The organism is Pseudomonas sp. NBRC 111131 (genome assembly GCF_001320525.1).
Lineage (GTDB): Bacteria > Pseudomonadota > Gammaproteobacteria > Pseudomonadales > Pseudomonadaceae > Aquipseudomonas > Aquipseudomonas ceruminis.
Map to the genome: position 1 here is coordinate 142,183 of NZ_BCBH01000005.1, position 14,747 is coordinate 156,929.

General features: G+C 61.6%; 15 protein-coding genes. 8 read left to right on the forward strand and 7 right to left on the reverse strand.

Going from position 1 to position 14,747, the window contains the following annotated elements; translation table 11 throughout:
• Window positions 1-57 precede the first annotated feature (57 nt).
• Window positions 58-771, reverse strand: coding sequence for a UTRA domain-containing protein (locus APH34_RS07260; protein WP_054900503.1), 714 nt, complete (start codon window positions 769-771; stop codon window positions 58-60).
• 340 nt (window positions 772-1,111) lie between these two features.
• Here APH34_RS07260 and APH34_RS07265 point away from each other — a divergent pair, with 340 nt between their 5' ends.
• The 6 genes from APH34_RS07265 (at window position 1,112) to APH34_RS07290 (ending at window position 6,408) form a co-directional block, all read left to right on the forward strand.
• Window positions 1,112-2,176, forward strand: coding sequence for an ABC transporter substrate-binding protein (locus APH34_RS07265; RefSeq protein WP_054900504.1), 1,065 nt, complete (start codon window positions 1,112-1,114; stop codon window positions 2,174-2,176).
• A gap of 135 nt (window positions 2,177-2,311) precedes the next feature.
• Window positions 2,312-3,118 carry an alkaline phosphatase family protein gene (locus tag APH34_RS07270; RefSeq protein ID WP_054900505.1) on the forward strand — a complete coding sequence of 269 codons (807 nt, stop codon included), beginning with the start codon at window positions 2,312-2,314 and terminating at the stop codon, window positions 3,116-3,118.
• Window positions 3,115-3,954, forward strand: a complete 840-nt coding sequence (locus APH34_RS07275) for an ABC transporter permease subunit (protein ID WP_054900506.1) — start codon at window positions 3,115-3,117, stop codon at window positions 3,952-3,954. The genes APH34_RS07270 and APH34_RS07275 overlap by 4 nt, the downstream gene beginning before the upstream one ends.
• Window positions 3,944-4,750, forward strand: coding sequence for an ABC transporter permease (locus APH34_RS07280; protein WP_054900507.1), 807 nt, complete (start codon window positions 3,944-3,946; stop codon window positions 4,748-4,750). Before APH34_RS07275 ends, APH34_RS07280 begins: the two co-directional genes overlap by 11 nt.
• Before the next feature lies 1 nt (window position 4,751).
• Window positions 4,752-5,741: an ABC transporter ATP-binding protein gene (locus APH34_RS07285; RefSeq protein WP_054900508.1), complete on the forward strand. Its 990-nt coding sequence runs from the start codon at window positions 4,752-4,754 to the stop codon at window positions 5,739-5,741.
• 13 nt (window positions 5,742-5,754) lie between these two features.
• Window positions 5,755-6,408 (forward strand): HAD family phosphatase, encoded by a 654-nt coding sequence (locus tag APH34_RS07290; protein WP_054900509.1) that lies wholly within the window; start codon window positions 5,755-5,757, stop codon window positions 6,406-6,408.
• A 61-nt stretch (window positions 6,409-6,469) separates the two neighbouring features.
• Here the strand turns inward: APH34_RS07290 and APH34_RS07295 are convergent, their stop codons facing one another.
• A complete protein-coding gene (locus APH34_RS07295; RefSeq protein WP_054900510.1) occupies window positions 6,470-7,432 on the reverse strand; it encodes an NAD(P)H-quinone oxidoreductase in 963 nt (320 codons plus the stop codon).
• Between the two features lie 140 nt (window positions 7,433-7,572).
• Between APH34_RS07295 and APH34_RS07300 the strand changes: the two genes are divergently transcribed.
• Window positions 7,573-9,654, forward strand: coding sequence for a carboxy terminal-processing peptidase (locus tag APH34_RS07300; protein ID WP_176512611.1), 2,082 nt, complete (start codon window positions 7,573-7,575; stop codon window positions 9,652-9,654).
• A 78-nt stretch (window positions 9,655-9,732) separates the two neighbouring features.
• Here the strand turns inward: APH34_RS07300 and APH34_RS07305 are convergent, their stop codons facing one another.
• The 5 genes from APH34_RS07305 to pcaQ all read right to left on the reverse strand — a co-directional run bounded on the left by APH34_RS07305 (window position 9,733) and on the right by pcaQ (window position 13,171).
• Window positions 9,733-10,101, reverse strand: a complete 369-nt coding sequence (locus APH34_RS07305; protein ID WP_054900512.1) for a hypothetical protein — start codon at window positions 10,099-10,101, stop codon at window positions 9,733-9,735.
• Window positions 10,098-10,436, reverse strand: coding sequence for a helix-turn-helix transcriptional regulator (locus APH34_RS07310; protein ID WP_054900513.1), 339 nt, complete (start codon window positions 10,434-10,436; stop codon window positions 10,098-10,100). Before APH34_RS07310 ends, APH34_RS07305 begins: the two co-directional genes overlap by 4 nt.
• Before the next feature lie 100 nt (window positions 10,437-10,536).
• On the reverse strand, window positions 10,537-10,977 hold the full coding sequence (locus tag APH34_RS07315; RefSeq protein WP_054900514.1) for a YkvA family protein: 441 nt from the start codon (window positions 10,975-10,977) through the stop codon (window positions 10,537-10,539).
• A 279-nt stretch (window positions 10,978-11,256) separates the two neighbouring features.
• On the reverse strand, window positions 11,257-12,009 hold the full coding sequence (locus APH34_RS07320) for an FKBP-type peptidyl-prolyl cis-trans isomerase (RefSeq protein WP_054900515.1): 753 nt from the start codon (window positions 12,007-12,009) through the stop codon (window positions 11,257-11,259).
• Window positions 12,010-12,238: 229 nt separating this feature from the next.
• The gene (gene pcaQ, locus APH34_RS07325) at window positions 12,239-13,171 is read right to left on the reverse strand and encodes a pca operon transcription factor PcaQ (protein ID WP_054900516.1); all 933 of its coding nucleotides are present in this window, start codon (window positions 13,169-13,171) and stop codon (window positions 12,239-12,241) included.
• 174 nt (window positions 13,172-13,345) lie between these two features.
• On the opposite strand from pcaQ, the gene APH34_RS07330 reads away from it, so the two are divergent.
• Window positions 13,346-14,665: a hypothetical protein gene (locus tag APH34_RS07330; RefSeq protein WP_054900517.1), complete on the forward strand. Its 1,320-nt coding sequence runs from the start codon at window positions 13,346-13,348 to the stop codon at window positions 14,663-14,665.
• The last annotated feature ends 82 nt before the right edge of the window (window positions 14,666-14,747 follow it).

The window sequence follows — 14,747 nt, forward strand, 5'->3', positions numbered from 1 at the left end:
CCGCTTTTAGTCCAAGTGATTTGCAGGGCAAGTCGCTCCTGGAGCGATTGCCCAGCCCTACCCTGCCTGTGCGCGGATGCGAATCGCATCATGGCGCCAATACTCCAGGTCACAGTCGATCAGGTGCCCATGCTGGTCACTGTTGACCCGGGTGATATGCAACCCCGGGCTGCCCGTGGACACCTTCAGTGCCGCTGCCGCCTCCACCGGCAATGCCGTCGGCAGGATCTCGAAACGCACCTGCCCATAGCGGATGCCATACACCCGCCCGTAAATCTCCGTGAGCGATTGCGCCAGGTTCTGCTCGAGGATAGCAGGGAAGTACGTCGGGTTGAGGTAATGCTCGGCGTACAGCACCGCACGCCCATCGATACGCCGCAACCGACAGATCCGCACCACACTGGACAGCGCTGGCAAGCGCAGGCGCGCACAGATGGCCGCCGAAGCCGGTTGCAGCCGGGCCGACAGCAGCTCGGTGCTTGCCTCCCGCCCCTGGTCCCGCACCATTGCATGAAAATGGCTACGCTCGATCAGGTCGTAGGTCAGCCGCTCTGGCGCAACGAACCAGCCGCGCCGCTCTTCACGGTAGATCAACCCGTGTGCCTCCAGTTGCGCCAGCGCCTCACGCAGGGTAATGCGGGTGGTGTCGAACACTTCGCTGAGCTTGCGTTCGGCCGGCAGCTTGCCGCCCGGCGCCAGCAGGCCGTGCTCGATCTGCTCCTGCAAGGCATGGCAGATGGCTGTTACCGCACGCGGTGGCGTTGACTGCATCAAAGGTTACCTATCTGGACTAGTCCAGCCCCAAAACAGGGCAGTTGGAGAATAGTGCAAGCCTAGGCAGGGCTTATGAACATCCTGTGACAAAGGCTGCGCCCCCCATTGCCCGAGCATTGCGAGATTCGGGCCAAGCCCTGTAAATCGCGGGCTGCGATCTGGGCTACGCTGTATTTTCAGCAAACCTTGCCACCTGTTTGAGGGCATCCCGTACATCAAATTGTCACGCAAGCGGCCTACCTTGGCTCAAGGTTTGCTGACCTAGACCAAAGGGTTCACAAGCAAAGGTTTCATTCATAACAACGATCGCTAAAGGCACCCACCCAAGGAGCTTCGGATGAAAAAGTTCTTCATGGCCTCACTGCTCGGCTCGGCCATCGCATTGTGTACCTCGGCCATGGCGGCCGGCACCGACCTCAAGGCCCTGGAAGACGCCGCCCGCAAGGAAGGCACCGTCAACAGCGTGGGCATGCCCGATGCCTGGGCCAACTGGAAAGGCACCTGGGAAGACCTGGCCAACAAGTACGGCCTCAAGCACAGCGACACCGACATGAGCTCGGCCCAGGAAATCGCCAAGTTCGACGCCGAGAAGGACAATGCCAGCGCCGACATCGGCGACGTGGGCGCAGCCTTCGGCCCGATTGCCGTGGCCAAGGACGTGAGCCAGCCATACAAGCCCAGCACCTGGGACCAGGTGCCCGACTGGGCAAAGGACAAGGACGGCCACTGGGCACTGGCCTATACCGGCACCATCGCCTTCATCATCAACAAGGACCTGGTGAAGGAAGAGGAACGCCCTAAAACCTGGCACGACCTGGAAAAAGGCAAGTACAAGGTCGCCATCGGTGACGTCGGCACCGCCGCCCAAGCTGCCAACGGCGTACTGGCTGCGGCCATCGCCTACAAGGGTGACGAGAGCAACGTCGCGCCGGGCCTGCAGCTGTTCACCAAGCTGGCCCAGCAAAAACGCCTGTCGCTGGCCAACCCGACCATCCAGACCCTGGAAAAAGGCGAAGTGGAAGTCGGCGTGGTGTGGGACTTCAATGGCCTGAGCTACCGTGATCAGATCGACCCCAAGCGCTTCGAAGTGCTGATCCCTTCGGACGGATCGATCACCTCGGGCTACACCACCATCATCAACAAATACGCCAAGCACCCGAACGCGGCCAAGCTGGCACGTGAATACATCTTCAGCGACGCCGGGCAGATCAACCTGGCCAAGGGGCATGCCCGGCCGATCCGCGCCGAGCACCTGAAACTGCCGGCCGACGTGCAGGCCAAGCTGCTGCCCAACGCGCAATACGGTGCTGCGCAGCCGATCAAGAATGCCGAAGTGTGGGAAGCGACCTCGAAGAAGCTGCCGCAGATGTGGCAGGAGCAAGTGATCATCGAGATGGAGTGACAGCGAGGGCAAGCCCTCGTTCGCGGGGCAAGCCCGCTCCCACAGGTACAGCACAGCTGTGGAGAACCAATGGGAGCGGGCTTGACCCGCGAACGGCCGCACAGCGGCCGATCTTGAAAACCTGCGGAGCTTCGAATGAACCACAATGTCATCCTGGTCCTGCTCGACGGCCTCAACTACCAGGTGGCCCACCACGCCATGGGTCACCTGCACGCCTACGTCGAAGCCGACCGCGCCGCGCTGTACCGCGTGGAATGCGAGTTACCTTCCCTGTCGCGCCCGTTGTACGAGTGCATCCTGACCGGCGTACCGCCGATCGACAGCGGCATCGTGCACAACAACGTCAACCGCCTGTCCAACCAGCGCAGCGTGTTCCACTACGCCCGCGAAGCCAACCTGGGCACAGCTGCGGCGGCCTATCACTGGGTAAGCGAACTGTACAACCGCTCACCCTTCGACCCGCTGCGTGACCGCCATACCCACGCACCGAAGCTGCCAATCCAGCACGGCCTGTTCTACTGGGCTGACCATTACCCCGACTCGCACCTGCTGGCTGATGCCGAATACCTGCGCCGGCGCCATGCCCCGAACTTCCTGCTGGTGCACCCGATGAACATCGACGACGCCGGCCACCGTCATGGCCTGGACAGCAGCCAGTACCGCAACGCCGCACGCAGCGCCGACATTCTTCTGGCCGACTATCTGCCACGCTGGCTCGAAGAGGGCTACCAGGTGCTGGTCACCGCCGACCACGGTATGAACAACGACCGTTCGCACAATGGCCTGCTGGCCGAAGAACGCGAGGTGCCGTTGTTCGTGTTCGGCGATGCTTTCAGCCTCGACCCGGCGGCCAAGCCGTTGCAGACCGAACTGTGCGGCACCCTCTGCGAGCTGTTGGGCGCTCCCCATGACAAGACCGTCTGCCGGGAGCTGCTCAAGTGAAGTCCAGCTCCCGTGGCCGTTACCTCGCCCTGCTCTGCCTGCTGCCGTTCACCGTGTTCTTCATCATTTTCCAGATCGCCCCGCTGGCCTGGGTGGCGATCAACAGTGTGCAATCAGAGGCTGGCTGGGGTGTTGAAAACTTCAGTAAGGTGTTTGCCTCCAAGTTCTACCTGCAGGCGCTGCAACGCAGCCTGGAGATCAGCTTCTGGTCGAGCCTGTTCGGCATCGTCATCGCCACGCTGGGTGCCTATTCGCTGCGCCAGGTCGATTCACGGTTGCGCGACTTCGTCAGCGCCTTCGCCAACATGACCAGTAATTTCACCGGTGTGCCGCTGGCCTTCGCCTTCATCATCCTGCTCGGTTTCAATGGGGCACTGACCCTGCTGCTCAAACAGATCGGCCTGCTGGAAGACTTCAGCATCTATTCCAAGCCCGGCTTGATCCTGGTCTACACCTACTTCCAGATCCCCCTGGGCGTACTGCTGCTTTACCCGGCATTCGACGCCTTGCGCGAAGACTGGCGTGAATCGGCCGCGCTGCTGGGCGCCAGCCACTGGCAGTACTGGCGGCACATTGGCCTGCCGGTATTGACCCCCGCGCTGCTGGGCACGTTCGTGATCCTGCTGGCCAACGCCCTGGGCGCCTACGCCACGGTGTATGCGCTGACCACCGGCAACTTCAACGTGTTGACGATCCGCATCGCTGGCCTGGTGGCCGGGGACATCAGCCTCGACCCGAACCTGGCCAGCGCCCTGGCCATGGTGCTGGTGGGGTTGATGACGCTGGTCACAGTGGCCCATCAATGGCTGCTGAAAAGGAGCTACCATGCCCGCTAAGCCCTTGACCAAGCCGAACCCCAGCAGCCTGTATCACCGGCTGGTGGTGTACTTGCTGTTCCTGATCCTGCTGCTGCCGCTGGCGGGCACCCTGCTCTACTCGCTGGCCACCAATTGGTCCGCCAGCCTGCTGCCCAGTGGGCTGACCCTGAAATGGTACGTGGCATTGTGGAGTGAACCGCGCTTTCTCGCCGCCTTCGGCCAATCGCTGCTGGTGTGCGTGGGTGCGCTGATGCTGTCGGTGGTGCTGATCCTGCCGCTGCTGTTCGTGGTGCACTACCACTTTCCCAAGCTCGACGCCTTGATGAACGTCCTCATCCTGCTGCCGTTCGCGGTGCCGCCGGTGGTGTCCTCGGTAGGTCTGTTGCAGCTGTACGGCAGTGGTCCGATGGCCATGGTCGGCACTCCGTGGATCCTGATCGGCTGCTACTTCACCATCGCCTTGCCCTTCATGTACCGGGCGATCACCAACAACCTGCAGGCCATCAACCTGCGCGATCTGATGGACGCCGCCCAGTTGCTTGGTGCCAGCACCTGGCAAGCCGCGTTCCTGGTCGTGCTGCCTAACCTGCGCAAAGGCCTGATGGTAGCGCTGCTGCTGTCGTTCTCGTTCCTGTTCGGTGAGTTCGTGTTTGCCAACCTGCTGGTCGGTACTCGCTACGAGACCCTGCAGGTGTACCTGAACAACATGCGCAACAGCAGCGGCCACTTCAACAGCGCGCTGGTGATCTCGTACTTCGCCTTCGTGCTGGTGCTGACCTGGGTTGCCAACCGCCTGAACAAGGATAAAACCTGACATGAGCTTCGTCAGCGTACAGAAACTGCACAAAAGCTATGCCGGCACCCCGGTGTTCGAAAACATCGATTGCCAGATCGAACGCGGCGAGTTCGTCACCCTGCTTGGGCCCTCCGGCTGCGGCAAGTCCACCCTGCTGCGTTGCATCGCCGGCCTGACGCCGGTAGACGGCGGGCAGATCCTGCTCGACGGCCACGACATCGTCCCGCTGAGCCCGCAAAAGCGTGGCATCGGCATGGTGTTTCAGAGCTACGCGCTGTTCCCCAACATGACCGTGGAGCAGAACGTCGCCTTCGGCCTGCGCATGCAGAAGATCAAGGCCGACGAGAGCCAGGTGCGGGTGCGCGAAGCCCTGGACCTGGTAGAACTGGGCAGCTTTGCCGGGCGCTACCCGCACCAGTTGTCGGGGGGCCAATGCCAGCGCGTGGCCTTGGCCCGCTCGCTGGTCACCCGCCCACGCCTGCTGCTGCTCGACGAGCCGCTGTCGGCACTGGATGCGCGTATCCGCAAGCACCTGCGCGAGCAGATTCGCGCCATCCAGCGTGAGCTGGGGCTGACCACGATCTTCGTCACCCACGACCAGGAAGAAGCGCTGACCATGTCAGACCGCATCTTCCTGATGAACCAGGGGCGCATCGTTCAGAGTGGCGATGCCGAGACCCTCTACACCGCGCCCGTCGACCTGTTCGCCGCAGGCTTCATCGGCAACTACAACGTGCTCGATGCAGACAGCGCCAGCCGCTTGCTGCAGCGCCCGGTCGCCAGCCGCCTGGCCATCCGTCCTGAGTCGATCACCCTGGGCCTGAACGGTGAACTGGAGGGTGAGGTACGCAGTCACAGCCTGCTCGGCAACGTGATCCGCTACCGGGTGCGGGTGCGAGAGGTAGAGCTGGTGGTCGATGTGCTCAACCGCTCACCGGCCGACCTGCACCCCGACGGGCAGCGGGTATCCTTGTCGATCGACCCCACGGCGCTACGGGAAGTGGCCTAAGGAGATTCAATACATGGCACTGGCAATATTCGATCTGGACGAAACCTTGATCCACGGTGACTGCGCGTCGCTGTGGAGCGAGCAGATGGCACGGCTGGGCTGGGTCGACGGCAAGGAGTTCCTGCGCCGTGACCATGAACTGATGGAGGCCTACGGCAAGGGCCACCTGCAGATGGAGGACTACATGGCCTTCAGCCTGGAGCCGATTGCCGGCCGCACTCTGGAAGAGGTCGAGCACCTGGTGGAGCCCTGGGTCGAGGAAGTGATCGAGCCGATCATCTACGGCGATGCTTGCCGCTGCATCGCTGAACACCGCCAGCGTGGCGACCGCATTCTGATCATCTCAGCCTCGGGGACGCACCTGGTTGGGCCAATTGCCGCACGGCTGGGCGTGGACGAGTACCTGGCGATCGAGCTGGAAGCGGTGAATGGGGTATATACGGGCAAGACCCATGGCGTGCTGACTTACCGTGAGGGCAAGATTACCCGGCTGCTGGAATGGTTGGACCAGGAGCAGGAAAACCTGGAAGGGGCCAGTTTCTATTCCGACTCGAGGAATGACCTGCCGTTGTTGTTGAAAGTGGATTACCCCCATGTGGTGAACCCGGATGCTGTGCTGCGCGAACACGCCCAGACCAATGGCTGGCCGATTCTGAGCTGGTCCTAGCCTTTGCCAGGGTTTTCGTTCCGGCCGCTTCGCAGGTTGACTGCGAAGCGGCCGGCCCTGATTACACCAGGCTCGGATCTATCACCATCACCAGCTTGCCAGACACCTGATTGCTCTCAAGCTCGGCATACGCCGCCTGGGCAAACTCTACCGGGTAGGTATCCACCAGCTGTGGCGACAAGCGCCCTTCGGTAAACAACGGCCACACCTGCTGCTGCAGCTCGCGCAGCAGTTCGGCCTTGAACCCATCGTCGCGGTTGCGCAATGTGGAGCCGGTGATGCCCAGGCGCTTGCCCAGTACCTGAGCCAGGTCCAGCTCGACCTGGCGCCCGCCCATCAGGCCAATGATCACCCAACGCCCATCGCGTGCCAGCAGCTTGAGGTTCAATTGCCCGTAACTCGCCCCCACTGGATCGAGAATCACGTCGAACGGCCCGTGCCCCTCGAGATCATCGAGGTTCTCGTTACGCACCACACCCCCGGCCGCACCCAGGGCCTGGCAGTATGCAAGGCGGTCCTGAGAGCCAACGCTCACATACACCGGGCTGCCAAACGCCTTGCACAGCTGGATCGCCGCCGAGCCCACGCCGCTGGCCCCCGCGTGCACCAGCACTTTCTCGCCCGCCTTGACTGCGCCCAACTGGAAAATGTTCAACCACGCCGTGGCGTACACCTCGGGCAGCGCTGCCGCCTCGTGCAGGCTCAAGCCTTCTGGCACCGGCAGCACATGGCGGGCGTCCACCACGACTTCTTCGGCCATGGCGCCGCTGGCCAGCAGCGCGCATACCCGATCGCCTACCCGCCAGTCAGCGCCCGCCCCCACTTCTTCGATCACCCCAGCGCATTCCAGGCCCATGTATGGGCTGGCCCCTGGCGGTGGCGGGTACAGGCCCTTCATCTGCAACAAGTCAGCGCGGTTCAGCCCGGCAGCCGCCACGCGAATACGTACTTGGCCGGCGTCACAGGCCGGGCGTTCGGCCTCGACCCACTCCACATGTCCGTCAACGCCTTGCAATGCCTTCACAGTGCCTCCATAGTTGAATCATGACTGAGCCTGGGGAACGCTTACCCCAGGCTTTTTGCAGTATTTGTCCGGCTCAATGGAACCGGCAACGGAAAAGACGGCCTACTATGCGTGATCAATTGCCTCCACGTCGAATCAGCATGAAGCATTTCCTACCAAGCACCGCCCTGGCCCTGATGATTGGCCTGGGCAGCCTCACGCTCGGCGGCAATGCGGCGGCCGCCAACAAGTGGGACAGCCTGCAGCCGGACCGTGACGAAATCGTCGCCAGCCTCAACGTGGTGGAGCTATTAAAGCGCCACCACTACAGTAAACCGCCGCTCGATGACGCCCGCTCGGTCATCATCTACGACAGCTACATCAAGTTGCTGGATCCGGCGCGCAGCTATTTCACCGCCGCCGATATCGCCGAATTCGACAAGTGGAAGACGCAGTTCGACGACTTCCTCAAAAGCGGTAACCTGGACCCCGGCTTCACCATCTACAAGCGCTACCTCGACCGCGTCAAGCAACGCCTGGACTTCGCCCTGGCCGAGCTGAACAAGGGCGTGGACAAGATGGACTTCACCACCAAGGAAACCTTGCTGATCGACCGCAAGGATGCCCCGTGGATGAAGAACCAGGCCGAGCTGGACGACCTGTGGCGCAAGCGCGTCAAGGACGAAGTACTGCGCCAGAAGATCGCCGGCAAAGAGCCCAAGCAGATCCAGGAAACCCTGACCAAGCGCTACAAGAATCAACTGGCGCGCCTGGACCAGACCCGTGCCGAGGACATCTTCCAGGCCTACATCAACACCTTTGCCCAGTCCTACGACCCGCACACCAACTACCTGTCGCCGGACAATGCCGAGAACTTCGACATCAACATGAGCCTGTCGCTCGAAGGCATCGGCGCTGTGCTGCAAAGCGACAACGACCAGGTCAAGATCGTGCGCTTGGTGCCTGCCGGGCCTGCGGCCAAGACCAAACAGGTCGCACCGGCCGACAAGATCATCGGCGTTGCCCAGGGCAACAAGGAAATGGTCGACGTGGTCGGCTGGCGCCTGGACGAAGTGGTCAAACTGATCCGCGGCCCGAAAGGCTCGGTGGTGCGCCTTGAAGTCATCCCGGCCAGCAATGCGCCGAGCGACCAGACCAGCAAGATCGTGTCGATTACCCGTGAAGCGGTGAAACTTGAAGAGCAGGCAGCGAAGAAGTCGGTGCTCAAGCTCAAGCAGGATGGCCGTGATTACAAGCTGGGCATCATCGAAATCCCGGCCTTCTACCTGGACTTCAAGGCCTACCGTGCCGGGGATCCGGATTACAAGAGCACCACGCGCGACGTCAAGAAGCTGCTGACTGAGCTGCAAAAGGAAAAAGTCGACGGCGTGGTCATCGACCTGCGCAACAACGGCGGCGGCTCCTTGCAGGAAGCCACCGAGCTGACCAGCCTGTTCATCGAGAAAGGCCCGACCGTACTGGTACGCAACAGCGACGGCCGCGTGGATGTGCTGGAAGACGAAAACCCTGGCGCCTTCTACAAAGGCCCGCTGGCACTGCTGGTCAACCGCCTCTCGGCTTCGGCCTCGGAGATCTTCGCCGGCGCCATGCAGGACTACCACCGCGCGCTGATCATCGGTGGCCAGACCTTCGGCAAAGGCACCGTGCAGACCATCCAACCGCTTAACCATGGTGAGCTGAAGCTGACCCTGGCCAAGTTCTACCGGGTTTCCGGCCAAAGCACTCAACACCAAGGCGTGTTGCCGGATATCGACTACCCGTCGATCATCGACACCAAGGAAATCGGCGAGAGTGCCCTGCCCGAGGCCATGCCATGGGACACCATCCGCCCGGCGATCAAACCGGCAAGCGACCCGTTCAAGCCGTTCCTGGCCCAGCTCAAGGCACAGCATGAAGCGCGCAGCGACAAGGATGCGGAATTCACCTACATCCGCGACCGCCTCGCCCTGACCCAGAAGCTCATGAACGAGAAAACTGTCAGCCTCAACGAGCAGGACCGTCGTGCGCGCCACGATGAAATCGAGGCCAAGCAGCTGGCGCTGGAAAACACCCGCCGCAAGGCCAAGGGTGAAGAGCCGCTCAAAGAGCTGAAGAAAGAGGATGAGGACGCGCTGCCGGCCGAGGACGAAAACACCAAGCCGGAGGACGACGCCTACCTCTCCGAAACCGGTCGCATCCTGATCGACTACCTGAGTGCCAGCACCAAGGTAGCCAAGCAGTAACCGCGTCACGGACGTGAAGCAAAAGGGCCGGGCATCTCAATGCCCGGCCCTTTCGTTTTCAAGCCCGCTGAGAACCGATCAGGCGATCTCGGGATAGCTGTATTCGAACACCCGCACCACCTCCGAGGCATGCCATGAGGCTGCTTCCATGCCATCGGCCGGCCCTGTAAAGCGCCCCAGGCGCTCTACGCACTCGAAAAAGCCGGTGCGCGGCAGGCGGCTGGCGCCTTGGCTGATCACCAACGAGCTACGCAGGGGCTGCTCGGCACGGGCATCCAGTACTGCCAGGTACTCCAGAGCGGCCGTGAGTGTCTGCATCGCTGGACAGGGCAATTGCAAGCGCTCGATCAGCGCGCGGTAAGTCAGCAAGTGCCGTTGACGGCGGGCCAGATCAAGCTCGTCCAGCAGGCTTTGCCAATGCTGACGACTGATCCTGACCTGGCTCATGACGGCTCGCTCCAACCCGCGACGCCCAGGTGCCAGGCCAGGGCACGGCGGATTGCCGCATCCGGCTGGCGCTCACCTGACTCGATCATGCTCAGGTACGCCGGGCTTACGCCGACATTACGCGCCAGCTGCTCTGGAGCGATACCTTTGGCCTGACGCAACTGCGACACCTGGCTGAAGGCCGGCAAAGGTGCACTTGACGCATTGCCCTCGCTGGTTTCGGCAAGCACCTCGGCAGGGGCTTGCCCTGCGGCCCTAAGCAGCGCTTGGTATTGCTCCCAGGGAACGACGGCGTACTCGGGCTGACCGTCCCGGCTAATGACCTGAATACCCATTACAACCCCCTTACGTAGGATTACGGCATGTAATCCGTAGGCATAATCCTTATGCCAATTATATTACCAAGTGCGGGAGTGTGTGGGGACCTGCTTGCCTTCAGTGCGATTTACGCTCCAGGCGCAGCGCTTCAGGGGTATCGGGCAGGCGTTCGACCACACGCAGGCGCTCGGGTGTCTGGCTGTCGCGCCAAGCCTTGAAGCGCGCCAATTCATCGGCGACGGTCTTGAGCACCCAGCCCAGCACGGCGATGTCATCAAGGAAGCCGACGCCGAGGATCCAGTCGGGTATGGCGTCGATGGGGCTGACGAAGTACAGCAGACCGGCGACGATCGTTACCAGGGCCTTGGGGCTGATCGCTCGGTACTCGCCACGCCACCAGGCCAGGCACAACGACTGCATCAGCTTGACGTCTTCGCGCAATTGGCCAAGGCGCGGGCCCTTGCGCGCCACGGCAAACAGCAAGGCCGGCAACCGGCCGCGGCTGAGCAGGCGCTCAGCCAAAGGCAGGAAGCGTGCGAAATTCCAAGGTGCGCTCATGGACCCTCCAGCAGGGAATAGGTTATCCACATTTATTGTGGATAACCTTGTGAACAGGGTGAAGTTTCTGACGGCAGGCGCCCACAAGGCAAGGGCCCCGGTCAGATCGGGCGTTTTTTACACAGTCGTTGCAGTTGCGCAAACAATTAGCGTCACACGCACTGTGCTTCTTCACGCTGCCTCTTCTCGGACAGTGACCAGGCTGCGAGGTTCGCCCAGCGTGGTCCAGATATGACAACGCCCCGACGAGGCGGGGCGTTGTACGCGGTGCAGCCAGTATTACTTGGCGGGTGCTTCAGCCGGAGCTTCGCCTTCCGGCGCATCACCCTGCAGTTGGGCCGGGTCCTTGATGGCGATCAGTTCCAGATCGAACACCAGGACCGAGTTGGCCGGAATGAGCGGGCTCGGGCTTTGCGCACCGTAAGCCAGCTCAGCTGGGATGAACAGCTTGTACTTCTCGCCAACGTGCATCAGTTGCAGGCCTTCGACCCAACCTGGGATCACACCGCTGACTGGCAGGTCGATCGGGCTGCCGCGTTCGACGGAGCTGTCGAACACCTTGCCATCGATCAGCTTGCCTTCGTAGTGAACAGTGACCACGTCGGTCGGCTTGGGCTGCGGGCCGTCGGCCTTCTTGACCACTTCGTACTGCAGGCCCGAAGCGGTGGTGACAACGCCTGGCTTCTTGGCGTTTTCTTCAAGGAATTTCTTGCCGGCGGAGGCGGCTTCTTCGCTGGCCTTGGCCAGGCGCTCCTCGGCACGTTTTTGCAACGAGGTGAAAGCTTCTACCAGCTCTTCGTCCTTGATGCGCTGCTCTTTCTTGCCAACGGCATCTTCGATGCCCAGGGCCACGGCCTTGGAATCAAGGTCTTCCATGCCTTCCTGAGCCAGGCTCTTGCCCATGTTCAGGCCGATACCGTAGGAGGCTTTCTGTGCCGGAGTCTTCAGCTCGGGGGTGCTGGCTTGTTGGTCGCAGCCAGCCAATACCAGGCCTACCAGGGCAACCGCAGCCGCCAGACGATGCTGTTTCATGCTATTTCCTTGTTCATGCGCCATAAGGGCAATCAGGGTAAAGCCGCGAGCTTAGCAGGCGGCCATGACCAATGGCTACCGGCATAGGAGCGGGTTTTAGTAAGGAAGTTCAGTAGTTAAACGCTTATTCATCCAAGCGTTTGCAGCCAGTGGCCAGTATTGACCTGTTGTGCCGTTTTTGCCCGGTTACTGCGGGGGTTTATTTCACCGGATGTTGAAATACCTGCGCTCAGGGGTACTTGCCCTCGCGGTACTCCCCTGCCACCTCGCGCAGCACTTCGCACACCCACTGCCCCGGCAGGCTCTGCGGCAAGGCGGCATTGCGGCATATGCCAACCGAGCCGCCCGGCTCGCGCATGCCCAGGTCAAGCTCCACCAGCTCGCCACGGCGCAGGTCGAGCAGCACCGCATCGCGCGGCGCCACCCACAGTGCATCGCTGCCCAGCAGGTAGCGCCGGCTCAGGGCCAGCGACAGCGTCTCCAGACGCTGCGCCGGCATCTGGATGGCGCATTGCACAAACAGGCTGTCGGCATGCTGGCGGATGGTGGTGCCTGCGGGCGGCAACACCAACGGGTAACGCCCCACCAAGGCGCGCTCGACCGGCGTGGCGGCCAGCAGCGGGTGACCCGGGCGCACTACCAGGCTCATCGACTCGCTGTACAGGTGCTCGAACGAAAGGCCCTGGATCTGCGGGCTGTCGGTCATGCGCCCGACCACCAGTTCCAGTTCGCCCAGGCGTAGCTGGCCGAGCAGCTGCGCGCTCACCCCGGTGGCCACACTGAGCACCAGCGCTTCATGGCGCTGGTGCAGGCGGCACAGTACCTCGGGCATGAGCAGGCCCTCTACCGTCGACAGCACGCCGATACGCACCTGTGACGGCGCCCGCGCTTCGCCGCGCAAGCTGCTGACGCCGTCGCGCAGGGCCTGCACGCTGGGCCCGGCGTAACGCATGAAGCGCGTCCCGGCCGGGGTCAGCTCGACGCCCTGGCGACTGCGCGCGAACAGGCGTGCTTCCAGCAGGTCTTCGAGTTCCTTGAGGGTCTTGGAAATGGCCGGCTGGCTGATGGCGAGCACGTCGGCAGCCCTGGCCAGGCTGCCCTGCCGGGCGATCTCCAGGAAGCACAGCAGGTGACGGTACTTGATGCGGGTGTCGAGATTCATGCCGCAAGCTTACCGCATCGCCGCCTGCGGCGTATCCGGGTCATGCCGCCATAGTTTCACTCGTCAACCCATGATTTGAACACTCACGCACCTGTCATTTCTGCCAGTAGCAGATCCTGGCAGCATGGGGCTGAATAGGCCTTCCGATCTCTACTACACCGGGAGCTCAAAGCCATGACCCGACTCAGGAAGCCTGTACGCTCGCCCCACCCCGTCCGCCCTTTCTGCGAGGCCGCTGCGCAACAGCCTGTGGCCCCCATCGATTTCAGCTATGGCCAGAAAGGCCATGGCCACTTCACAGACAACCGCGAGGGTAACCGGGGGTCTGCGACCAGCGTGCTCAAGAGCAAAGTACGGCCGGGGCGATTCTACGTAACTGGCTATCAGGCCGATTCCGATGGTCAACACCAGGTCTTCATTGTCTGCCTGGACGAGAATGGCAAGCCAGACACCACGTTCAACGGCAGTGGTATGGTCGATTTCACCAAGCTGTCCACGGGGAACTATCTGAAAGCCGATGCGGTAGCAGAGGACGAGTCGGGCAATCTGCTGGTGAGCGTGTCGGTTATCCAAGAATCAACCACCCATCTATGGAAGCTGGGTGCCAAAGGCGAAGTCGATCCGAATTTCGGCCAAGGTAAGGGTTATGTCGACACGCGTGATTTGTTCGGTGTGGATCTTGTGCTGCAGAAACTGGCCTGTCACCGAGAAGGTACAGTTGCAACGGCTCTGCGCCGCGAAGAAGGTTTATTCATGGCGGTGGTTGTGGCCCTGAAGGCCGATGGTGGCAGGGACAGCGGCTTCGGTGAAGAGGGGTTGCTAGCCATGAGTAACCTGATTCCCGAAAGTCCGGTGCACATCCTTGACGGCATTGCCGTCATCGCCTCAAAAACCGGAGTACAGCGAATAGTCATCTCCACTTATGTGAGTCTTAATGGGGACGATCATGCCGTAACCAGTAGCCTGTCACTGCGAGGAAGTCTCGACGAGACATTCGGCGATAAAGGCCATCACTGGTCGGAGGTAGGCATTATCAACAATGGTTTTACGGTAGAAGATAGCAGCGAGCGCATCACTTTATACGGCCAGTACTACTCGATTGACGACGACAACAGCCCACCGACCCTCTACCGGCTGGATTATCAAGGCAAACCTGCAGCCGAGTTCAACAATGGCCAGGTGGTACGTTTCGACATTGACGGCGCGTGGGATCACATCGCTGAAGCCGACGGTAGCCTGATCGGATACGGTTCGTTCTATTACTTCGTCATGGCAGTGCGCTACACCTCGAGCGGCCAACTCGACACCCGCTTTGTCCCCCCCCATGGCTACGGTCAGTTTGGCGCGATCTCGCCGCAGTATGGGTTCTATTCCGATACCTACTCGATGATCATCGATACCGAAAAACAGCGCATGCTGGTGAGCGGAGAAGACGCGCAGCCGAGCTATCAGCTCCCCTGCCTGATCGCCGTTTCCTTGAAACAGGCCCAGTAGTACGCCGCTGCAGCAGAGGCAAGTTCAAAGCCTCTTTGTGGGTAAACCCGCTCCCGCAAGAGCGGGTTTACCCACAAAAGGG